Source organism: Pandoraea cepalis, from assembly GCF_902459665.1.
In the GTDB taxonomy this organism is placed as follows: domain Bacteria; phylum Pseudomonadota; class Gammaproteobacteria; order Burkholderiales; family Burkholderiaceae; genus Pandoraea; species Pandoraea cepalis.
Map to the genome: position 1 here is coordinate 1 of NZ_CABPSL010000004.1, position 21,269 is coordinate 21,269.

Sequence of the window (21,269 nt, forward strand, 5' to 3'; positions counted from 1 at the left end):
GCCATTGCGTTTGAACATTACAATGAGCGCCACCCGCACAAAGCCCTGAAATACCGCTCGCCTCGCGAGTTCAGGCGAGCAGCGGCGTCATCAACCTAACGGTGTCCACGTGTCCTGAGTTACAGGGGCAACTCCAGATACCTTCATTGTCTCGCGCTTCTAATCATCAAAAATGCAACCGACATCCTTATATTCACTGCTGCGCCTGGTGCGCAACAAGAGGCTAAAAAGTGACCCGGCTGGTGACCTTCAAAAAGCTCTGGCTCGCATCAGAGAGAGACAAGCGAGCGCGCGCTCTGAGCTTCGGGCCAAAGACACTCCTGCTGGGGCCTAATCACACGGGAAAGTCGCGTGTGTGCAAGAGCCTTTACTGGGTCCTTGGATGTGAGCCGAAATCGTACCTGGCCGGCAACTGGGTAGAGCGAACAGCTAAGCTGTTCGGTTTTCATCTCAGGTTACCTCGGCCGAGCGGCGGCCCCTACGCCCAAGCTGGACTGGACTACATGTCCTTGCCTTTCAACGTTGACCAGGATGCCAGCTGGGGCGCCGACTGGGCGACGTACGAAAACCTGGGCCAGTTTGCTCGCTGGAAGGAACCGGTGTTTGCCACGGTTACCGGCCTGCGCCCAACCGCGTACCTCGTGGCGAAGCAGAGAAAAGACGAGCTCGACCGACGCCTTCGCCTGAAGGAAGCTGACCTCACTGCCCAACGAGAAGCGTTCCAGCGCGTTCGTGAATCGCTTCCAAAGACTGCGCCTTCGCTGGACATCAGCACGTTTCGGGCGGAGCTCGTGGAGCTTGCGAAGTCAGCGCAGGCTGCGCAGGTTGAACAGATGAAAGCGCGCGAACGTCTCATCGTAGTCACGGGAGAGCGCCAGAGCCTCGAGTCCAAGTTGAAGCTGGCGACGGCTGCGCAGCGTGATTTGGGGGGAGATTTTGAGTATCTCAGCGCAGTCCCCGACGACACTGAGATTGAGTGCCCCACCTGTGGCGTGTTGCACACCACTTCGTTTCATGCGCGGCTTTCCCTTGGTCAAGACCTCGAGGAGATGAATGAGCTTGTGGCGCAACTGGGCGACCACCTTGATGCATGTAAGCTTAAGGAGTCGGAGTTACGCCAGACGCTTCGCAACATCGAACGGCATGTCGAGAAGTACGAAGAGGCTTTGTCGGCAGGCCGCTCACGCACTCGGCTGGACGAGGTTTTGAGCGCTCACAGCAAACGCGCGCTCGACGAGGCGTTTTCAAAGGTCGAAGCGGGCCTCGGAACCGAAGTTGCTGCATTGAGGAAGGACCAGAGAGAGGCCGACGAGGCGGTGAAGCACTTCGATGACAGGCATCGCAAAGCTGATGTGAGCAAGTTCTACGCCGCCGAACTGCGTCGCCTCTCTGACCTGCTCAACATCCCGACGTCCGAACGCATCGAGGAAACCGGGATTGGGAAGCGACCTAAGACCGGTGGAAGCTCTGGTCGTCGCGCCATCCTCGCGGTGCACCTTGCGATGCTTGCGTGCAATTTTGAGAAAGGCGACTTGCCACTGTTCCCTGTAATCCTCGATACGTTGCAGCAGTCCGGGCAGGACGACCTGAACCTCGGTCGGATGTTCAAAATCGCGACCGACCACATCGGAGATAGCCATCAGCTTTTCATCGCGATGGAGCGTCTGCCGGGCGATACGAATGTCAAAGGGTTTGACGTGAAGACGTTTGAGACGCCGCATGGCCTTTTGCGGAGCGACGAATTTAATGCAGTCGCGCAGACCATTCGGCCCATGCTGGACCAGGTCCGGGAGCGCATCCATCAACAGACTGTGCTTCGAAACGAACTTTAAGAGTCGACTGCCGGACAGCTACGATTAGGGGACGATATGCTCCAACCGAACGAGGTTGCTTACTTTGCACACGGGTCAAGCATGAGCGAGCCTCGGTTGGCCTAACTTGCATGCCGGCTTGGGGCGGAAGCGTGATAGCGCCAGCCTGAGGATTTGGACCTTTGCGTATTGTCGGTGACTGTGCAAAGGCAAGGGTCTCGGGCCAACCTTTGACCAATAACGAGGAATCTATGGCAACAACGAGTGCAACGAAAGCTGCAGCAAAGCCGGCTCCGAAGAAAGCTGTAACGCCGGTCGAGAAAAAGGCGAAAGCGCCGACGGTGAAGAAGGCTGCGGCACCTGTCACGAAGAAGGCGGTCGCTGTCACGCCGCTGAAGCCCATCAAGGATTCGTTCACAAAGGCTTCGCTCGCTACCCACCTCGCCGAGCGCGCGGGTGTCGAGCCGAAAGCCGCGAAGGCTTTGATGGCCGCTCTGGAAGAAACAGTGCTCGCGTCGGTCCACAAGAAGGGCGCGAAGCAGTTCACGCTGCCGGGTCTGCTGAAGGTCGTTGCTCAGGACGTGCCGGCAAAGAAGAAGCGCTTCGGCAAGGACCCATTCACGGGTGAAGACAAGTGGTTTGCCGCGAAGCCCGCTTCGGTGCGTCTGAAAGTGCGCCCGCTGAAGAAGCTGAAGGACGCCGCGGTCTAAACCGGACCGCCGGGAGAGAGCCCCTCGCGACGGAAGTCTGAGGGGCCTTTTACTTTTTGTGCCTAGGGAACACGGGCCTTAATGTAATCTGGCCACTCAAGGTGAACTGGGCGACACAGCAGAGCACTCCGCGCGCACTGCGAGGAGCAATCGACTTGAGGGCACCACGTTGTCAGCCGAAATTGAATATCCGGGAACAGCATAAGTCGAGCAACCAGCCAGAGTTGCGACTGCTAGTAAGCGCACCACTAGAGCCCACGCCATCAAAAACGAACGAGGAGTCGATGTCTTTCATGGTTAGTCCCCAATCTGACCAGGCAAGCTAAGGTGTCTTCTTCATGCAGACGGCGCTCGCTGGACATAACTGCGAGAACTGCGCACTCGCCAGTAGTTCCGCAGAAGCGCTGGTCCGTTTCACCACCGCATATCCCAGCCGCTGGAAGTAGTTTTCTGCTGTCGTGGTGAGCAGCCACAACTCCGATATGCCGGCGGCACGCGCGACGTCTTCCACATGCATCATTAGGCTACGCCCCAAGCCAACCCCACGCGCAGTTTGCGCAACCGCCAATGACCGCAACGGCGCATTGCGGCCAAACCGCTCCAGGCCAACGCTGCCTACCACTGCGCCATCGGCGTCTTCTGCGACAACATAATCACGCAATAGGTCGCCAGTCACATCGGCGACCGGTAGTTCGTTCTCCGCGAGCAATGCTTTGATGGCATCGAGGTCATCACTTCGTGCGACACGTATCGTCATGGCGAATGTATGAATGCTGCACTAGGCGGAAGGAAATATCAGGCTACGCTAGTCGCCGCGTGGCGGCTGACCCGAACAGCTACAAAGAACGCGATTGCTGACAGTATCGAGACGAGGAACACTGTCCACTCGACGTCCACGTATCCGTGCGTGAAGCTCCAGATGCTGGCTGCGGCAATCGGCGCAATTCCCTTCGCGACGTTCGACGGAAAGGAAAGCATACCGCTGACCGCTCCATAGCCCTCAGTCCACATTAGGTCCTGGACAATGGTGCCTCGCAGGATTGTCATCATCCCGTTTGCAGCGCCATAGCAGAGCGCGAACAACCACAGCAGCACGGCCGCGTGCCCAGCGCTTATTAGGACAATGGTCGACAGCGGGAAAAGCGTCACGACGATGATGCCGACCGTGCTCACCTGAACGGTCCGGCCGAACGTGAACCACACCGCACGAGCGGCGACCTGAGCCGGACCGATGAGCGCCATGGTTGTGACCAGCACGGCGTTCGACACACCGCGCTCGACCATCAGCGGCACGAGGTGGAAGGTCAGTGCCGCGAACGTCGCGTAATAGGCTGTGAAGCACAGCGCGAGCGCCCAAAAGGTCGGCGAACGGAGCGCGCGACGCGTGGCTGCGTCGTTGGCCAGCTTTACTGCACCATTGGTTGGCCGCGAGCCCGGGTCCGCGCGTGAGGAGCGGATTGCCAGCACATGGATAGGCAAGCAGATAATCAGGTTCAGCGCCGCGAGGACAACAAGCGACGTCCTCCATCCGACCGAGCCAACCAGTACCTGGGTCAGCGGTATGAAGACCGTGCTGGCGAATCCGGCGACCAGCGTGATGAGCGTAATTTTGGTTCGATAGCTTCGCGGATACCGATGCGTCACAACGGCGAAGACCGGGTCGTAGAACGTGGCCGCCATTGAAATGCCGAGACCTATCCACGCGACGAAGAGCACGGTCAGGGATTGCGCGCCGGCCCAAAGGAGCAGCATCGTCGCCGCGATAACCGAGCCGACAGCCATCACCCGGCGCCCGAGTCCGTGGTCAATCCAGCGGCCGATGGGATAGGCAGCGAAGCCGGAAACCAAGAGTCCAACGGAAAGCGCGGCGTTCGTGGCTGTCCGGCTCCAACCCATTGTCTGCTCCATCGGCACAACGAGGAGCGAAAAGGAATAGTAGACGGAGCCCCATGAGACAAGCTGCGCCAGCGCCAAGGCCCATGTAACCAGTCGGTCATGGCTGTCTGCCGGCGCGTTGTCTTCGCTGGCGTTCTCGGTTCGACTCGACATCGTGCTCATTTATATGGGCCTATCCACTTCATCGTTAGGTTGCCGGCGCCACCGAAGGGCAGGCACGCACATCAATCATTTCACATTTCCAGAATACCGGAAATGTAGTAGAATGCAAGTGTCGAGTGAGGGCCTCTTTCGATAAAACCTTGGAACCGCGTCTTGAACAGGCTCAATACCTCCATATAATTGGAAATATCAAACTGCAGGAACGCAACATGACAGTGCATGCAATCAACGGCGACGCCAGCTTCCCTGCCGCGAAGCCGGATTTTTTCGACACAGACATTGCCGCGCGCCTCGGCATGGAGGGACAGCAGCCCGTCCGGATACTCCTGCTCTACGGCTCCCTTCGCGAGCGTTCGTACTCGCGCTTGCTCGTTGAAGAAGCCGCGCGCCTGCTGCAGACGTTCGGCGCAGAAACGCGCATTTTCGACCCGCGCGGTCTGCCGCACGCCGACGATGTTGACGTGAAGAATCATCCGAAAGTGAAAGAGCTGCTCGAGCTGTCCCTTTGGTCGGAAGGACACGTCTGGTGCAGCCCTGAGCGTCACGGCACCATCACTGGCCTGATAAAGACGCAGATTGACCATCTGCCGCTGGTCAGCGGCGGTATCCGGCCGACGCAGGGGCGCACGCTTGCCGTCATGCAGGTCAGTGGCGGCTCGCAGTCGTTCAACTCTGTCAATCAATTGCGCCAGCTTGGACGGTGGATGCGCATGTTCACCATCCCCAACCAGTCGTCTGTTGCCAAGGCCTTTGAGGAGTTTGAAGAGGACGGCCGGATGAAGCCTTCGTCCTACTACGACCGGCTGGTCGACGTGATGGAGGAGCTCATCAAATTCACGCTGCTGCTACGCGGCCGCGCCGAGTATCTCGTCGACCGATACAGCGAACGCGTGAAGGACGAACGTCCGCTCGACCCAGCGACCGACCTGGCCTCCGTGGCAATTGCCGACTATTCCGTGAAGGAAGCGAAGGCGGGTAACCAATAAAGGATTGTGATGGCAACTCTGGATTCGAAGCTGGCAGTCAAGGCGCTCGCGGCGCTTGCACACGAGACCCGTCTCGCGGTCTTTCGCCTTCTGGTGACCGCGGGCCGGTCGGGTATGAGTCCGGGTGCCATCGCCGAAAAGCTGGGGCTTCCTGCGCCCACGCTGTCATTCCATCTGAAGGAGCTCGCACACGCAGGGCTCATTGAGGGCAAGAGTCAGGGCCGGTTCATCATCTATTGCGCCAGCTACGAGCACATGCAGACGCTCATGGATTTCCTGATGGAAAACTGCTGCGCGGCCGAGCAAGCAGAGCAATGCGGCTGCGCGACCAACGAAACGGAGGCTTAAATGAAGCGATTTCACGTGCACGTTGTTGTCCCGAAACTCGACGAAAGCGTTCGGTTTTACAGCAGCATGTTCGGTGCCGAGCCGTCTGTGCTTAAAGACGATTACGCGAAATGGATGCTCGAAGACCCGCGCATGAATTTCGCCATTTCGGCGCGTGGCGGTGAAACAGGTGTCAATCACCTGGGCTTCCAGGTCGACAGCGAGGAGGAGCTGACAGCTCTTCGCGAGCAGGTCGTTGCCGGCAGCGTCACGGTAGAGGACCAGCCTGGAGCCCAGTGCTGCTACGCGAGTTCCAACAAGTACTGGACGCAGGACCCCGCTGGAGTGCCATGGGAGACCTATCACACGCTCGGCAACATTCCTGTGTTCGGCGCGGACAGCCGACAGGCGGCCATGTCGGAGTCCAGTGGCGCGTGCTGCGCCCCCGTCACGTCCATCCCCGCTGTGATTGAGAAAAAGGTCAGCTGCTGCTGAAGCCGCGGCCTTAAAGCAAACGGCCGCCCAAGGCGGCCGTCGCAGTCGAAATTCCCTTCCGGCTTCGCACGAAATTCACTTCTGGCGGGACGGGTTGCCGAGCGGCGCTGCGCTTTCACATCCGATGGAGCACCGTTTCTGGGCCGGGTTATTGGCCTCGAGTTCCGGTCATGCCGGAACCGGCTTGCACTTCACCTTCTTTCTCGGCTTGCAGTCAGCCGAATCCACGCCTTGGCAACAGTTTTCGGTGAGGAAACCGACCAGGTCGTTCATGTGCTCGATTTCCGGCGCGTAATAGACGAAGCGTCCCTCCTGGCGCGACGTTACCAGACCGGAGTGCGTCAGCTCTTTCAGGTGAAAGGACAGTGTCGCACTCGCCAATTCCAGTTGCTCCTGGATGACGCCCACGCTTAACCCGTCCGGCCCGGCCGTCACGAGCAGTCGAAAAATGCCGAGGCGTGTGGGCTGGGCCAACGCAGACAAGGCTTTGATTGCGTCTTTTTCCTTCATGATGCGCACGTCGTCTTGGTAAGTCGATGATTCTAACGCTATTGAGATGTCAGCGGCGCGACAGTTCCGTTTTGTGAGTCGCCGTCCTCACGAAGGTGGCGCTACCGCCATCACCCAGAGGCTGGCCGCAAGTTGGTAGCTACCGATGAGGTCCACTGCGACCGCGAAACAGTAGCCGGCTCAGCAACGTTGCAATCGTTGCGACAGCCGCGTAACTGAGAGTGGCTGGCGTCAGGCCAACAAAAATCAGCTGGAGGATGGCGGCTGCGGCGAACGTCATCTGCAGAACACCGAGGGTAAGTCGAAGAATCCCCCAGACGAGGTAGTGCTTTTCGCGTGAACTCAGGACCGGCCTGTGTTCCAGGATAGCATTGCCCGTCCGGTGCTCGCCCCCGGATTCCTCGTGGTGTTTAACAGCTTTCACGTCCTGTCGCCTTTTCTATGCGGAATGTCCAGTTGCGAAACAGCCAATGCAATGCCGCGCGATGACTGCCCTGGCTACGCCGCGTTTTCCATGCGATGTGATAGCGGCAATCGCGTAAGCCTGTAGCCGCTGCCACGTACGGTTTCGATGATGGCCTCATAGCTGACCAGTTTCAGCGCGGAGCGAAGCCGTTTGATGTGCACATCGACCGTTCGCTCCTCGATGAAAACATGGTCACCCCAGACCTGCTCCAGAACCAGGGTCCGACTGTGGACTCGTTCTGGGTGCGTGAGAAAGAAATGCAGAAGCTTGAACTCTGTCGGGCCGAGATGCACGGGCAGCTCGACGCCGTTCTCTTTGACATAAACCCGGTGTGTCGATGGGTCCAGAGTCAGCCCATTTACGGTTACGACATCATTGGTGAGCTGGGGAGCGCGCCGGCGCAGAACCGCCTTGATGCGTGCGACCAGTTCCTTTGGGGAGAAGGGTTTGGCCATGTAATCGTCGGCACCTGCCTCAAGACCATCCACTGAGTCCTCCTCCTGCGTGCGCGCCGTTAGCATAATGACCGGCACTTCTCTTGTTCGCGAATCTGCACGTAGCCTTCGGAGAAAAACCAGGCCAGATGCTCCCGGCAGCATCCAGTCGAGGACAATGAGGTCGGGAAGCACCTCGGCAACCAGTGCATTCGCCGCTTCGACGTCCCGCGCATGCAGCGGGTGATACCCCGCATGTTTTATGTTGACGGCCAGTAGTTCGGCTATTGCGGGCTCGTCTTCAACAATCAGAACACTCGCGGGCATCGCGTCTCCTTCATTCCTCGCTACCGGGCATTTCCCGCACGGGATATTTACGGGACACGTGGCGAACATCGGTACCTTCGACGACATATACGACGAATTCGGCGATATTGGTCGCGTGGTCACCGATACGCTCGATAGCCTTCGCGACAGACAGATAATCGAGGCCGACCGAGATGCTCTTCGGGTCCTCCATCATGTAGGACATAAGCTTTCGTACGAAGGAACGAAACTCCACGTCGATAGCTTGGTCGTCCTGGACAATCTGTGCCGCTGCGACGGTATCCAGCCGAGCAAATGCATCAAGCGCTCTACGGAGCATATGAGAAGCCATCTCGCCAGAAAGCTTGATTTCAGCAATATTGATGGTCCGCGCGGCGCTGTCGGTGTCGATGCGGCGCGTCCGCTTCGCAATCTTTCTAGCCTCGTCACCTGCGCGTTCAAGATTGGTGACGGTCTTGGAAACAGCCATCAGCAGTCGCAAGTCACGGGCCGCCGGCTGTCGACGCGCGATGATGTTGCTAACTTCTTCGTCAATGTCGATTTCCATCGCATTGAGCCGGTGTTCGTCCTCAACGACCTGGTCCACAATTGCCATATCGAACGTGTCCAGCGCGTGCATCGCCTGTGCAATTTGTGACTCCACAAGTCCGCCCATTTCGAGCAGCTTGGAGGAGAGCAGATTGAGGTCGGCATCAAACTGACTTGAGAGATGTTTGTCCGGCATGTTCGCTCCTCAGCCGAAGCGGCCAGTGATGTAGTCCTCGGTAGCCTTCTGGGTCGGTTTCGAGAAGATATGCTCGGTGGCGCCGAACTCGACAAGCTTGCCCAGATGCATGAAGGCCGTGCGCTCAGAGACTCGGGCTGCCTGCTGCATGTTGTGCGTCACGATGACGACGGTGTAATGCTTGCGCAAAGTATGAAGCAGGTCCTCAATCTTCCCTGTGGCCAATGGGTCCAGTGCCGAGGTCGGCTCGTCCAGCAGCAACACCTCAGGGTCGATGGCAAGAGCGCGGCCGATACACAGGCGCTGCTGTTGCCCGCCGGACAGCGCAAGCGCGCTCTGGTCGAGCTTGTCCTTGACCTCGTCCCAGAGAGCCGCCTGACGCAGCGCGAACTCAACACGCTCGTCGAGCTCGCTACGCGTCAGGGCCTCGTGATGCGTGATGGCCAGCGCGACGTTGTCGTAAATCGACATCGTGAAAGGCGTCGGCTTTTGAAAGACCATGCCCACTTTCAGTCGCAACTCGTTCAATCTGAAGCGCGGCTCCAGAATGTTCCTCCCGTCAAGTTCGACAATGCCGGTGGCGGTCTGGTCCGGATATATTGAATACATCCGGTTCAGCACGCGCAGAAGTGTGGACTTGCCGCAGCCCGACGCGCCGATGATGGCAGTCACCTCGCGGTCCGGAAAGTCGACGTTGACGTCGTACAGCGCCTGGCGCCGGCCGTAGTGGAAATTGAGTCCGCGCACAATAATGCGTGCTTTGGTAGTCCGGGCGGATGGCATCTTAACGGGTGGCATGAGCGCGATTGAAGAAAGTGCGGGACACGATGGCAAGTGCCAGCACGAACACGGTCATCAGGAACGCTCCGGCCCACGCCAGGGTGTGCCACGCCTCGTACGGACTCATCGCAAACTGGAAGATGACGACCGGAATATTGGCGAGCGGCCCGTTCGGGGTGGTCGACCAGTACTGATTGTTCAGTGCCGTGAACAGCAGTGGTGCCGTTTCCCCGCTGATACGCGCGACCGCGAGCAAGGCGCCCGTCACGATGCCGGCACTCGCAGCCTTCAGCAAAATGCGCGAGTTGATTTTCCAGCGCGGAATGCCCAGCGACAATGCTGCTTCCCGCATGCTGTCCGGGATGAGCTGAAGCATCTCGTCGGTAGTGCGGATAACGACTGGCAACATGATGATGGCCAATACGACTGCCCCGGCCCAGCCAGAAAAGTGTCCCAACGGACGGACGATGAGTTCGTAGGTGAACAACCCGATGACAATCGACGGCGCGCTCAACAGTATGTCGTTGACGAAACGAACCACCGCGCCGAGCCGCGTGCCACGGGCATACTCGGCCAGATAGGTGCCAGCCAGCAGCCCCAGTGGCACGCCGATGACGGCAGCGATACCTATCATCAGGAAGCTGCCGTACAGCGCATTCAGCAGCCCGCCTTGCTGTCCCGGTGGAGGCGTCATTTGGGTGAACAAGCTTGGCCCTAGCGCCGCAAAGCCATTGATAACAGTGGTCGCCAGAATCCAGAACAGCCAGAACAGACCGAATAGAGTCGACGCCACCGACAGCACGAACACGATGTTGTTCGTGATGCGCCGACGTCGGAACTTCCTCATGTCGAAGCCTTCCATCATTTTGCTCCCTCCATGCGATTGAGTCGCAACAGCAGCAGCTTCGCGAACGCGAGGACGATGAACGTGACCACAAAGAGGACAAAGCCGAGGGCGATGAGCGACGACAGATAGATGGGCGAATCCGCTTCGGTAAATTCATTAGCAAGCGTCGCGGCAATGGAGTTGCTCGGGCCCAGCAGCGACACGCTCAGGTCATGTGCATTGCCGAGGACGAACGTCACCGCCATGGTTTCACCCAATGCTCGCCCCAATCCGAGGAAGATGGCGCCGATGACAGCCGAACGTGTATAGGGCAGTACGACCTTGCGAACCACTTCCCAGCGCGTCGCGCCGAGCGCGAAGGCCGACTCTTTCAGCATCTGAGGAGTGGCCGAGAATACGTCGCGCATCACGGCGGTAATGAACGGGATAATCATGATGCCGAGAATCAGGCCAGCCGGCAGCATACCCAGCCCGATGGGAGCGCCGGAGAACAGCGGACCAATCAGCCATGCATTGCCCAGGGTGTCAATGAGCCATGGCTCAACATGGTCGGCGAGAACGGGCGCAAAAACAAACAAACCCCACATGCCGTAGATGATGCTCGGAATCGCCGCGAGCAATTCGATGGCCGTGCCGACAGGACCCTTCATCCAGCGCGGTGCGATTTCGGTGAGGAACATCGCGATGCCGAAGCTGATTGGAACTGCGATAAGCAACGCGATAAGGGAACTGACCAACGTACCGTAAATCGGAATGAGCGCACCGAACTTGTGTGCAACGGCATCCCAATCGGTGCTGATAAGGAAACGCCAGCCGAAGGTCTGAAATGCGAGACGGCCGCCCCATAGCATTGACAGCGCGGTGCCCGAAAGAAGGACCAGCACAAATACTGCAGCAGATAGGGCCGCTAACCAGAACATGCGGTCCGCTGCTTCGTCGGGCAGCCAGCGTTTTCGCGTACGAAACGTCAACTCGGTTCCGAGCACGGTGCCTTTGCGGCGCTCACCGTTTAGCCCTTTCGCCAGTTCTTCAGCAGTGGTAGGCATCAGCTTTTCCTCTACCGGTGGCGCGAAGCCGTCGGCCGGCGCCACCGTGGATTGCGGGAGCGTCAGAACTTGAAGTTGGTCGACCAGTACGACTCAATCTGCTTGACGAGCGGTTCGGGCAGCGGAACATAGTCAAGCGACTGCGCCTGCTGTTGACCCTTCTCCAGTGCCCACTTGAAAAAGTCGATAGTCGCCTTGGATTGCGCGGCGTTCTTGGGCTGCTTGTACATGACGATGAACGTGGTGGCAGTCACCGGGTAGGCATCCGGGCCAGCTGCGTCGGTCATCACAAGGTCAAAGTCCTGCGCCTTCGTCCAGTCGGCGGTCGCCGCTGCGGCTTGGAACGACTTGGCATTCGGTTCCACGAAATTGCCGGCTTTGTTTTGTATGGAGCCGTACGTCATCTTGTTCTGCAGGACGTACGCGTACTCGACGTATCCGATGGAGTTCTTCAAGCGGTTTACGTATGCGGCGACGCCTTCGTTCCCCTTACCCCCCACACCGGTCGGCCACGCGACAGACGTACCTTCGCCTACCTTGCTCTTCCATTCGGGACTCACCTTCGAGAGGTAGTTCACCCAGTTGAACGTGGTCCCGGAGCCGTCTGAACGATGCACCACTGTGATATTTGTATCCGGCAACTTCAGGCCCGGGTTGATTTTGGCGATAGCCGGGTCGCTCCACTTCTTGATTTTGCCCAGGTAAATGTCGGCGAGGAGCGGGCCGGTGAAGCGAATCTTGCCGGGTGCGACCCCTTCGATATTGACGACGGGCACGACCCCGCCGATAACCGACGGGAACTGCCCCATTTCCTTCGCCTTCAAGTCCTCGACGGACATCGGCATGTCAGTCGCGCCGAAATCTACCGTCGCCGCCTTGATTTGTGCGATGCCGCCGCCGGAACCGATAGACTGGTAATTGACCTTGGTGCCCGTATTCTGGTTGTAGTCGGAAGACCACTTCGAAAGAATGGGGTATACGAAGGTAGAGCCTGCCCCGGTGATTTCCACTGCGTGGGCGGAGACCGCAAGGGTTGCAGCCACGACAGCACCCGCCAGACGTTGCATGAACTGCGTATTCATTTTCGTCATCCTCAGTAAGTAAGCATCAATTCCATAAAACTAGATTCGTTACGACTGTCTGGATGATAAGTATAGTTCGTGACATTCGGGTGACAAGGTCGAAGCTACGTGAAATTTCTGTGACGGCTCGTGAGCCGAGCCCCTTCCTGGTGCCTCATCCGCCCCGAAGAACTTGTCGGGACATGTCATTTCCATTAGATTGGAGATGTTGATATATAACGTGCAATCGTCCGGCATCGGCCTGGAGAACCTCGTGACCGAACATGGCAAATACAAGGTACTCTTCCTTTGTACCCACAATTCTGCTCGCTCCATCCTCGCAGAGGCTGCGCTTAATGACCTCGCCGGCGACCGTTTCGTAGGCTATAGCGCGGGCAGTTACCCCTGGGACGGCACCCAATCCGTTCGCGCTTGACCTGCTGCGTTCGCAAAACATTTCGACTGACGGTCTGCGCAGCAAGAGCTGGGATGAATTCGCTGAAGAAGGTGCACCGCTAATCGACTTCATCTTCACGGTGTGCGACGACGCAGCCGGAGAGGTTTGTCCGATATGGCCGGGCCATCCGGCAATGGCACACTGGGGCGTGGCGGACCCTTCGACGATTCAGGGCACCGACGACGAAAAGCGCAGGGCTTTCCTGCAGGCGTACGTGCAGATGCGCAAGCGCATCGAACTCTTCACCAGTCTGCCTTTAGAGAAACTCGACTGCCTTGCAGTGCAGCACGAAATGCAGAAAATCGGCACCTCGTTGCGCGAAAAAGGAGAGTAATCATGGCAGGCAGTCAAACCCCCGCGAAGATTGCCCGCCGCGAGCCCGGAGGCATCGGCTTCTTTGAACGATATTTATCGGTCTGGGTCGCTCTGTGCATTCTGGCTGGCATCTTTCTCGGCAAGTTACTACCGGGCGCGGTCCATGCGGTATCAACGCTCGAGGTCGCCCACGTCAACCTCCCGGTCGGTGTTCTCATCTGGGTGATGATTATTCCGATGCTGTTGCGCATCGACTTTGCCTCGCTCGGGAAGGTGCGCAGCCAGGTAAAGGGCATCGGCGTGACGCTTGTCATCAACTGGGCCGTAAAGCCGTTCACCATGGCCTTCCTGGCGTGGGTCTTTGTGCGGCATGCGTTTGCGTCACTACTGCCTGCGGACCAGCTGGACAGCTACGTCGCCGGCCTGATTCTGTTGGCTGCAGCGCCGTGCACGGCGATGGTCTTCGTCTGGAGCCAGCTCACGAAAGGTGACCCGTACTTCACGCTGTCTCAGGTCGCGTTGAATGACCTGATTATGGTTTTCGCGTTCGCGCCCCTTGTCGGTCTATTGCTCGGTATCTCGAACATCACGGTGCCGTGGGATACGCTGCTCACGTCGGTGGTGCTCTACATCGTTATCCCGGTCATCATCGCCCAGATTCTTCGCAGGATTCTCTTGCGCAAGGGCGAGCAGCATTTCCAGCGTGCGCTGGCGAAAATTGGTCCGTTCTCCATCTCAGCACTGCTGTTGACGCTGGTGCTTCTGTTCGCCTTCCAGGGCGAGCAAATCATCGCGCAGCCGCTGGTCATTCTGCTGTTGGCGGTGCCCATCCTGATTCAGGTAGTTATCAATGCCTCGTTGGCTTACCTCGCGAATCGTCAACTGGGCGTTGCACACGATGTCGCGGCACCGTCGTGTCTGATTGGAGCATCCAACTTTTTCGAACTGGCTGTAGCAACGGCAATCAGCCTGTTCGGTCTGAAGTCGGGTGCGGCGCTGGCGACCGTCGTTGGTGTGCTCATCGAAGTGCCGTTGATGCTCGCCGTCGTCAAGATAGTCAACTCTTCCCGCCGCTGGTATCAGCGGACATCGTGACCGCGAATGGGCGCCGTCGCTCCCGGGTGCGAGCTTTCGACGTCATTGTTGTGTTTCGCCGGAACGCACCTGCTTAGGGCAGCGTGACGGCCCGACCGGCATTATCGGGCAGTTAGAGACAGGACAGACGGGCCTCGCGCGGTATGGTGCATCATGACCCTGGCGTTCCGCGTTGCCAGGGGTTACCCGAAATATCAGAACTTGAAGTTGGTTGACCAATAGAGCTCGATTTGCTTGACGAGCGCATCCGGCAATGGGACGTAACCAAGCGACTGCGCCTGCTGTTGACCCTTTTCCAGTGCCCACTTGAAGAAGTCGATGGTCGCCTTCGATTGCGTACCGTTCTTTGGCTGCTTGTACATGACGACGAACGTCGCGGCGGTTACCGGATAAGCCTCTGACCCGGTTGCGTCGGTCATGACGAGGTCAAAGTCTTGCGCCTTAGTCCAGTCAGCGGCCGCGGCAGCCGCCTGAAATGATTTTGCACTCGGTTCAATGAAGTTGCCGGCCTTGTTCTGAATGGAGCCGTACGTCATTTTGTTTTGCAGGACATACGCGTACTCGACAAAGCCGATGGAATTCTTGACGTGATTCACGTAAGCGGCGACACCTTCATTGCCGTTTCCACCTACGCCCGCCGGCCACGCGACATGCAAGCCTTCACCGACCTTGCTCTTCCATTCCGGACTGACCTTCGAGAGGTAGTTCACCCAGTTGAACGTCGTACCCGAGCCATCCGAGCGATGCACCACCGTGATGTTCGCATCCGGCAGCTTTAAACCGGGGTTGATTTTGGCGATGGCCGGGTCGCTCCACGTCTTGATTTTGCCCAGATAGATGTCGGCAAGAAGCGGCCCGGTGAAGCGTATATTGCCCGGCAGAACGCCGTCGATATTGACGACCGGCACGACGCCGCCGATGACCGTAGGGAACTGCCCTAGCGCCTCTTCTTTCAGGTCTTTACTGGACAGCGGCATGTCGGTCGCGCCGAAATCTACTGTCGCCGCCTTGATTTTCGCGATGCCGGCGCCGGAACCAATGGACTCGTAATTGACCTTGTTGCCCGACGCACGGTTGTAGTCCGCAGCCCATTTCCACAGGACCGGGTACACGAACGTGGAACCGGCCCCCGTGATGGCTGCCGCGTGGACAGCGGACGGAATTGTTACAGCCACGACAGCACCCACCAGGCATTGCACGAGCTGCGCTTTCATTTTGGTTATCCTCAGTAAGTAGCCGTCAATTCCATAAAACTAGATACGTTATGCCTGTCGGGATGCTAAGTATAGTTCGTGACATTGGGGTGACAAGGTCGAGGCTACGTGAAATTTCTGTGACGGCTCGTGAGCCGAGCCCTTCCCGGTGCATCATCCGCCCCGAAGGACTTGTCGGGACATATCATTTCCATTATATTGGAGATGTTGATATATAACGTACCATGCGTCCGGCATCGGACTGGAGAACCTCGTGACCGAACATCGCAAATACAACGTACTCTTCCTTTGTACCCACAATTCTGCGCGCTCCATTCTAGCGGAGGCTGCGCTCAACGACCTCGCCAGCGACCGTTTCGTTGGCTACAGCGCTGGCAGTCATCCAGGCACGAGTCCGAATCCTTTCGCGCTCGAACTCCTGCACTCGCAAGGTATTTCGACCGAAGGTCTGCGCAGCAAGAGCTGGGACGAATTTGCGAAAGACGGCGCGCCCGAAATCGACTTCATTTTCACGGTGTGTGACAACGCGGCGGGCGAGGTTTGCCCGATATGGCCCGGTCACCCTGCGAAAGCACACTGGGGCGTGGCTGACCCGTCGACGGTTGAAGGTTCTGACGAAGAAAAGCGCAAGGCATTCCTACGGGCCTTTGCGCAAATGAAAAAGCGCATCGAACTCTTTGCGAGCCTGCCCTTCGAAAAGCTGGACCGCGTCGCAGTCCAGAAGGAAATGCAGAACATCGGCACGTCGCTGCGGGACAAAGGCGAGTAACAAACGCAGGGCTCAATCGTTCGTCAAAGCCACCCAGCGCGAACCGCGCCGGCGTCGGCCATTCCCGCCTATTGTCGCTTGGTGCCTCGCATGAGAGACCCTGCATCGATGCTGCTGGCTCTCCGACTGAACAGTCGTGGTTATAAGGAAGTTGTCAATGTTCACCGCTATACCGATATTTTTCGCGACTATCACCTTTGTCATCTGGCAGCCGAAGGGCCTGGGCATCGGTTGGAGTGCGGCCGTTGGGGCAGTTGTTGCGCTCTTGGCCGGAGTCATTCATATCTCAGATATTCCGGTGGTCTGGCACATTGTCTGGAACGCGACGCTGACATTTATCGCCGTGATTATCATCAGCTTGCTGCTTGACGAGGCGGGATTCTTTGAGTGGGCCGCCTTGCACGTTGCACGGTGGGGGAGCGGCAGCGGCCGTAAGTTGTTCGCGTTTCTAGTTTTGCTTGGCGCAGCTGTTGCGGCGTTGTTCGCAAATGACGGCGCGGCACTTATCCTGACGCCCATCGTCATGGCCATGCTGCTCGCACTCGGATTCAGTCCAGCCGCGACTCTCGCGTTCGTCATGGCTGCGGGGTTCATCGCAGATACAGCAAGTTTGCCGCTAGTCGTTTCGAACCTGGTCAACATCGTCTCGGCAGACTTTTTTAAGGTCGGTTTCGGCGGGTACGCAAGCGTAATGGTGCCGGTCGACATCGTCGCCGTTGCCGTGACACTCGCGATGCTTTTGTTCTATTTCCGTCGCGATATTCCGGCTGCGTACAACGTGGCTGAACTCAAGCAACCTCGAGAAGCGATACGAGACGCCTCGACCTTCAGGGCAGGTTGGTGGGTTTTGGCGTTGCTGCTAGTTGGGTTCTTTGGTCTTGAGCACGTTGGTGTGCCTATCAGCGCTGTCGCCGCTGTCGGTGCGGCCGTCCTACTGGGCGTCGCAGGAAGGGGCCACATTATTTCCACCAGAAAGGTACTGAAGGAAGCCCCGTGGCAAGTTGTTATCTTCTCCTTGGGTATGTACCTCGTCGTGTACGGCTTGAGAAATCAGGGGCTCACGGGCTACGTTGCACAGATTCTTAATTACCTGGCAGCACACGGCGTGTGGGCAGCCGCGCTCGGAACAGGACTTCTCACGGCATTTTTATCGTCAGTGATGAATAACATGCCGACGGTACTGGTGGGCGCGTTGTCTATCGATGCAAGCAATGCCACCGGAATCGTTAAGGAAGCCATGGTGTTCGCCAACGTGATTGGCAGCGACCTCGGCCCGAAGATAACGCCAATCGGGTCCCTTGCGACGCTGCTGTGGCTGCATGTGCTGGCTCGCAAGAAAGTAACAATCACATGGGGCTATTACTTCAAGACAGGTATCGTCTTAACGCTGCCCATCTTGGTTGTCACCTTGGCGGCCTTGGCAGTGCGACTGCAGTTTTGATGCGAATCGGGACTAAGGTAGCGGGCAAGCGAGGGCTTCAATGTATTTACACCGGGGGCAGGGCCTGTGATTCCATGGCGCGTCTCCGAGCGGGAGATGAATTTTATCGGCCGGACGAACGCGCCTGACATATGTTCCGCGGCGTGCTCGGCAGGCTACGCTCACTGTGACGGCCACAGTGCACTGGAAATACAGGAAGGCGGTAATGTTCCAAACTCGCCACTTTGCGTGCTCTCACAGGGTGGGTATGCGCTCAAAGCTGTCAAAGCGGGTAAACGGTGGCTGCACCTCGGTCACCTCGAGCTCGTCCACAAGTGCCGCGGGCATGCCTTCGCTAAGCCAGGCGCACATCTCCGCCAGTTGCTCCGGCGAGCCCTGCAGCATCGCCTCTACCGAACCATCCATGCGGTTGCGAACCCAGCCTGTGACGCCTAGCGCTGTCGCCCGGCGTACACCAGCCTCTCTATAGCCGATGCCCTGAACTAACCGCGCACCCGGACCAGTCGGGTCTCAAGCGGCTCGTCCGTGTCGCGGGATTCCATGTATCTACTCCAGTTGCAGATTGGTGCATCGACGAGCTGGGTTCAATGAAGCGGCTCGGCCGCAATCGCGTGCTTGCGCATCTTTTCCCACAGGCTCTTCCTTGAAATGCCGAGGGCGTGGGCGGTCTCGGAAATGTGGCCCTGATGCTGCAGCAGCGCGGCGCGAATGAACGCGTTTTCGCATGCGGTCATGTAGCCGTCGAGTGGAGTATCCATATCCAGCGCTGCTACAGCCTGAGACCCGTCTTCCTCGAAAATATCGGAGGAGAAAAGCATATTGCGTGAGCACACGATGCATGCTCGTTCGAGGCGATTCTGCAACTCTCGCACGTTCCCGGGCCATCCATATGTCGCCAATCGCGCTTCGGCCGACGGATGAAACAGTTTCGTTGGTTCACCAAGCCGGCCCGCAATGTCGCGTACGAAACGATGGGCGAGCCAAAGGACATCGTCGGGCCTGTCGCGAAGTGCCGGGACGCGTAGCTGCAGGATGTTGATGCGATAAAACAGGTCCTCCCGAAACTTCCCGACCCGGACCAGTTCCGCGAGGTCTCGATTCGTTGCGCAGACCAGCCAAAAGGTGGTTTCGAACCCTCTCTCACCGCCGACTCTCGTGACGCGTCGCTCCTGAAGCGCTCGGAGCAACTTCACTTGCATCGACAGCGGCAAGTCGCCTATCTCATCGAGGAAGAGCGTGCCACCCTCGGCCTGCTCGAAGTAGCCTTTCTTTTGCCGTTCCGCACCCGTGAAGGCTCCTCGCTCGTGGCCGAAAAATTCAGACTCGAGAAGCGTCTCCGGGACGGCACCACAGTTGACTGCGATGAACGGCGACGCGTCGCCGGGCGCATGTCGATGAATGAACCGCGCGAGCACTTCCTTGCCAACGCCCGACTCGCCCGTAATCAGAATCGATTTAGCGCGGCCCGCGACTCGTGGCACCAGTTCCGCAAGGCGCCGCATCGCTTCGGACACACCCAGTTCGCTCTGCGCCGGCATGGCCTGGTCAGGTATGCCCGTTCCTGTGAGAAGCCTGACCTTGTCGACCAGTGCGCCGATGTCGAATGGCTTCGTGATGTAGTCGGCAGCGCCGCTCTTCAGAAGAGACACCGCCGTGTCGACCGAAGCGTACGCGGTGATGAACAAGAATGGCGGCACTGACGTATGCGCGGCGACCGACCGCGAGAACAGTTCTTCACCCGATATGTCGGGTAGCCGGATGTCGCTGATGACGGCCTGATACGGTCGGTTCTGCAAGGTATCCAGGGCGGATTCGCCGTCGGTATGCCAGTCCACGTCAAAACCTTCCAGACGGAAGCGGTCGGCCAACGACTCCCCCATGATGCGGTCGTCCTCGACGACACAGATAAGCGTGGTCGACATAATGCTCTCCTGATTCATGGAGAAGTAACCGGCAATAGCACGGCAAAGTACGTCCGTCCCGGTGCGCTATCCACTGAAATTGTGCCACCGAGCTGCGTAACGATTTGATAACTCACCCACAATCCGAGGCTGTGCGACCGCCGACCATCGGCCATGGCAACCGACCCGAACGGCTCGAATAGGTGCTCCATGGCCACGCCCGAAATGTGCTGACCGGTGTTCGATACCGTTATCTGCAGCCCAACCCCATTGGCCGCAACCAGGCAGTCAACACGCCCGCCAACCTCCACGGCCTTCACCGCGTTTAACAGCAAATTGAGCACAAGCTGGCGCACCAGGTGTGCGGGTAATGCTATCGCCTCGTCCAACTGAATGTTCCAATGAAACGCTGCCTGCTTAGCCTGTATCTGCGGCGCTATCAAGAGCTTCAAGTCCTGCCAGTCCGACAGACTCATTGCCGGGGAGTCCAGCCGCGCCTCAAACAGCAATGCGCCAACGGTAGAACGAATTTGCGCGAGACCTCGTTCGAGCAAACCTAGGGTCTTTCGGGTTTGGGCGTCGGGTTCCCCATGCGTATTGAGTGTGTCTATAGCGTTAAGCATGCCGCCCAGGGGGTTGTTGATTTCATGCGCGATGCCAGCTGCGACTTGCCCGACGGCCGCCAGTCTTTCGGCGACGACGACTTCTCTCTCCAACTCCTGTTTCTGCGCCAGTTCGGCGAGCATGGCCCGGAACTGTTGTTCCAGCTGACCTATTTCGTCGTTCCCTTGCACTGTGATTTCCGCGCCAACTTCTTCAGGGTGCTCCTTTCCAATGCGGCCCATGGCGGCCGTGAGGCGCAAGAGCGGCTTCGCCATCCGGTCGCCCCAGAGCCAGCCTAGCGGTATGAGTAGTAGCAAGGCGGGCACAGTAGCCACAGCTAGCTTGAGCAGCGTGGAGCGGACACGACCGTAAAAGGTATTGGCGTCATAGAGCAGAACCACATAGCCGAGTCGGCTTCCATCGTCCGAATTCACCGGCATGCCGGCGGTGACGTCGCGGCTCGCGAGTAATCCCGGAAAGTCGAAAAAGAACGGGTCGCCTGGACCTCGTAGATGTGGGATGACCGCACCAAACTGTGCCGGAAGCTGGGCGACCGGGCGCTGGACAGGTTCCTTGCGGGGAGACGTGGAGGCGTACACCCGAGCCTTCGAGTCGAACAGAACGATTTCCTTCAGCGGATTTGAGGGCTCCCTGACCGCCACCGGCGTCCGAATCACTTCGAAGGCACGCCACAGGTCGTCCTTGACCATCGGGTCGCGAAGCGACAGTGTGAGGACGCGGCACAGATTCTGGGCGCTACTTTCGAGGTCATTTCTGGCATCGGAAACCGCAACGCTTACGAGCGCGAAGGTCACGAGTATCTCCGTCAGCAGGATGACTGCGCTCAGCGCGAGAGGAATCTTGTAACGGTAGCTGAGATGGGACAGCATCT

The 21,269-nt window shown here is 58.4% G+C and carries 20 protein-coding genes and 2 pseudogenes; 9 read left to right on the forward strand and 13 right to left on the reverse strand.

What is annotated here, in order from left to right; all coding sequences use genetic code 11:
• The first annotated feature begins 503 nt into the window (after positions 1-503).
• Positions 504-1,832, forward strand: a complete 1,329-nt coding sequence (locus PCE31106_RS07375) for a hypothetical protein (protein ID WP_150562884.1) — start codon at positions 504-506, stop codon at positions 1,830-1,832.
• Positions 1,833-2,062: 230 nt separating this feature from the next.
• Positions 2,063-2,521 (forward strand): HU family DNA-binding protein, encoded by a 459-nt coding sequence (locus PCE31106_RS07380; RefSeq protein WP_150562995.1) that lies wholly within the window; start codon positions 2,063-2,065, stop codon positions 2,519-2,521.
• 322 nt (positions 2,522-2,843) lie between these two features.
• On the opposite strand, the gene arsN2 is transcribed toward PCE31106_RS07380, so the two are convergent.
• Positions 2,844-3,278: an arsenic resistance N-acetyltransferase ArsN2 gene (gene arsN2, locus PCE31106_RS07385; RefSeq protein ID WP_150562885.1), complete on the reverse strand. Its 435-nt coding sequence runs from the start codon at positions 3,276-3,278 to the stop codon at positions 2,844-2,846.
• 38 nt (positions 3,279-3,316) lie between these two features.
• Positions 3,317-4,570, reverse strand: coding sequence for an MFS transporter (locus PCE31106_RS07390; RefSeq protein WP_437343803.1), 1,254 nt, complete (start codon positions 4,568-4,570; stop codon positions 3,317-3,319).
• A gap of 218 nt (positions 4,571-4,788) precedes the next feature.
• Here PCE31106_RS07390 and arsH point away from each other — a divergent pair, with 218 nt between their 5' ends.
• Genes arsH through PCE31106_RS07405 form a run of 3 tightly spaced genes read left to right on the forward strand, consistent with a single transcriptional unit; the run spans position 4,789 to position 6,387 of the window.
• Positions 4,789-5,565 carry an arsenical resistance protein ArsH gene (arsH, locus tag PCE31106_RS07395; protein ID WP_150562996.1) on the forward strand — a complete coding sequence of 259 codons (777 nt, stop codon included), beginning with the start codon at positions 4,789-4,791 and terminating at the stop codon, positions 5,563-5,565.
• 9 nt (positions 5,566-5,574) lie between these two features.
• Positions 5,575-5,913 (forward strand): ArsR/SmtB family transcription factor, encoded by a 339-nt coding sequence (locus tag PCE31106_RS07400; RefSeq protein WP_150562887.1) that lies wholly within the window; start codon positions 5,575-5,577, stop codon positions 5,911-5,913.
• Positions 5,914-6,387 carry an ArsI/CadI family heavy metal resistance metalloenzyme gene (locus PCE31106_RS07405; protein ID WP_150562888.1) on the forward strand — a complete coding sequence of 158 codons (474 nt, stop codon included), beginning with the start codon at positions 5,914-5,916 and terminating at the stop codon, positions 6,385-6,387.
• A 168-nt stretch (positions 6,388-6,555) separates the two neighbouring features.
• Here the strand turns inward: PCE31106_RS07405 and PCE31106_RS07410 are convergent, their stop codons facing one another.
• From PCE31106_RS07410 to pstS (PCE31106_RS07440), 7 genes are all read right to left on the reverse strand, one after another.
• Positions 6,556-6,897 (reverse strand): ArsR/SmtB family transcription factor, encoded by a 342-nt coding sequence (locus tag PCE31106_RS07410; protein WP_150562997.1) that lies wholly within the window; start codon positions 6,895-6,897, stop codon positions 6,556-6,558.
• 498 nt (positions 6,898-7,395) lie between these two features.
• A complete protein-coding gene (gene phoB / locus PCE31106_RS07415; RefSeq protein WP_150562889.1) occupies positions 7,396-8,124 on the reverse strand; it encodes a phosphate regulon transcriptional regulator PhoB in 729 nt (242 codons plus the stop codon).
• A 10-nt stretch (positions 8,125-8,134) separates the two neighbouring features.
• Complete coding sequence (phoU, locus tag PCE31106_RS07420) at positions 8,135-8,848, reverse strand: phosphate signaling complex protein PhoU (protein WP_150562890.1); 714 nt, start codon at positions 8,846-8,848, stop codon at positions 8,135-8,137.
• 9 nt (positions 8,849-8,857) lie between these two features.
• Positions 8,858-9,646: a phosphate ABC transporter ATP-binding protein PstB gene (gene pstB, locus PCE31106_RS07425; protein ID WP_150562891.1), complete on the reverse strand. Its 789-nt coding sequence runs from the start codon at positions 9,644-9,646 to the stop codon at positions 8,858-8,860.
• On the reverse strand, positions 9,633-10,493 hold the full coding sequence (gene pstA / locus PCE31106_RS07430; protein WP_217425901.1) for a phosphate ABC transporter permease PstA: 861 nt from the start codon (positions 10,491-10,493) through the stop codon (positions 9,633-9,635). The genes pstB and pstA overlap by 14 nt, the downstream gene beginning before the upstream one ends.
• Positions 10,490-11,521 carry a phosphate ABC transporter permease subunit PstC gene (gene pstC, locus PCE31106_RS07435; protein ID WP_174975022.1) on the reverse strand — a complete coding sequence of 344 codons (1,032 nt, stop codon included), beginning with the start codon at positions 11,519-11,521 and terminating at the stop codon, positions 10,490-10,492. The genes pstA and pstC overlap by 4 nt, the downstream gene beginning before the upstream one ends.
• Before the next feature lie 62 nt (positions 11,522-11,583).
• Positions 11,584-12,603: a phosphate ABC transporter substrate-binding protein PstS gene (gene pstS / locus PCE31106_RS07440; RefSeq protein WP_150562892.1), complete on the reverse strand. Its 1,020-nt coding sequence runs from the start codon at positions 12,601-12,603 to the stop codon at positions 11,584-11,586.
• Positions 12,604-12,856: 253 nt separating this feature from the next.
• On the opposite strand from pstS (PCE31106_RS07440), the pseudogene PCE31106_RS07445 reads away from it, so the two are divergent.
• Both PCE31106_RS07445 and arsB read left to right on the forward strand, forming a co-directional pair.
• A pseudogene (locus PCE31106_RS07445) lies at positions 12,857-13,373 on the forward strand (arsenate reductase ArsC).
• A 2-nt stretch (positions 13,374-13,375) separates the two neighbouring features.
• Positions 13,376-14,449 carry an ACR3 family arsenite efflux transporter gene (arsB, locus tag PCE31106_RS07450; RefSeq protein ID WP_150562893.1) on the forward strand — a complete coding sequence of 358 codons (1,074 nt, stop codon included), beginning with the start codon at positions 13,376-13,378 and terminating at the stop codon, positions 14,447-14,449.
• 194 nt (positions 14,450-14,643) lie between these two features.
• Here the strand turns inward: arsB and pstS (PCE31106_RS07455) are convergent, their stop codons facing one another.
• The gene (pstS, locus tag PCE31106_RS07455) at positions 14,644-15,663 is read right to left on the reverse strand and encodes a phosphate ABC transporter substrate-binding protein PstS (protein WP_150562894.1); all 1,020 of its coding nucleotides are present in this window, start codon (positions 15,661-15,663) and stop codon (positions 14,644-14,646) included.
• Positions 15,664-15,916: 253 nt separating this feature from the next.
• Here pstS (PCE31106_RS07455) and PCE31106_RS07460 point away from each other — a divergent pair, with 253 nt between their 5' ends.
• Positions 15,917-16,432, forward strand: a complete 516-nt coding sequence (locus PCE31106_RS07460; protein ID WP_150562895.1) for an arsenate reductase ArsC — start codon at positions 15,917-15,919, stop codon at positions 16,430-16,432.
• Positions 16,433-16,589: 157 nt separating this feature from the next.
• A complete protein-coding gene (locus tag PCE31106_RS07465) occupies positions 16,590-17,873 on the forward strand; it encodes an arsenic transporter (RefSeq protein ID WP_150562896.1) in 1,284 nt (427 codons plus the stop codon).
• 234 nt (positions 17,874-18,107) lie between these two features.
• Here the strand turns inward: PCE31106_RS07465 and PCE31106_RS07470 are convergent.
• The 3 genes and pseudogenes from PCE31106_RS07470 to PCE31106_RS07480 form a co-directional block, all read right to left on the reverse strand.
• Positions 18,108-18,415 (reverse strand): annotated as a pseudogene (locus PCE31106_RS07470) (acylphosphatase).
• Between the two features lie 42 nt (positions 18,416-18,457).
• Positions 18,458-19,795, reverse strand: coding sequence for a sigma-54-dependent transcriptional regulator (locus tag PCE31106_RS07475; RefSeq protein WP_150562897.1), 1,338 nt, complete (start codon positions 19,793-19,795; stop codon positions 18,458-18,460).
• Between the two features lie 14 nt (positions 19,796-19,809).
• Positions 19,810-21,267, reverse strand: coding sequence for a sensor histidine kinase (locus tag PCE31106_RS07480; protein ID WP_150562898.1), 1,458 nt, complete (start codon positions 21,265-21,267; stop codon positions 19,810-19,812).
• Positions 21,268-21,269 lie beyond the last annotated feature (2 nt).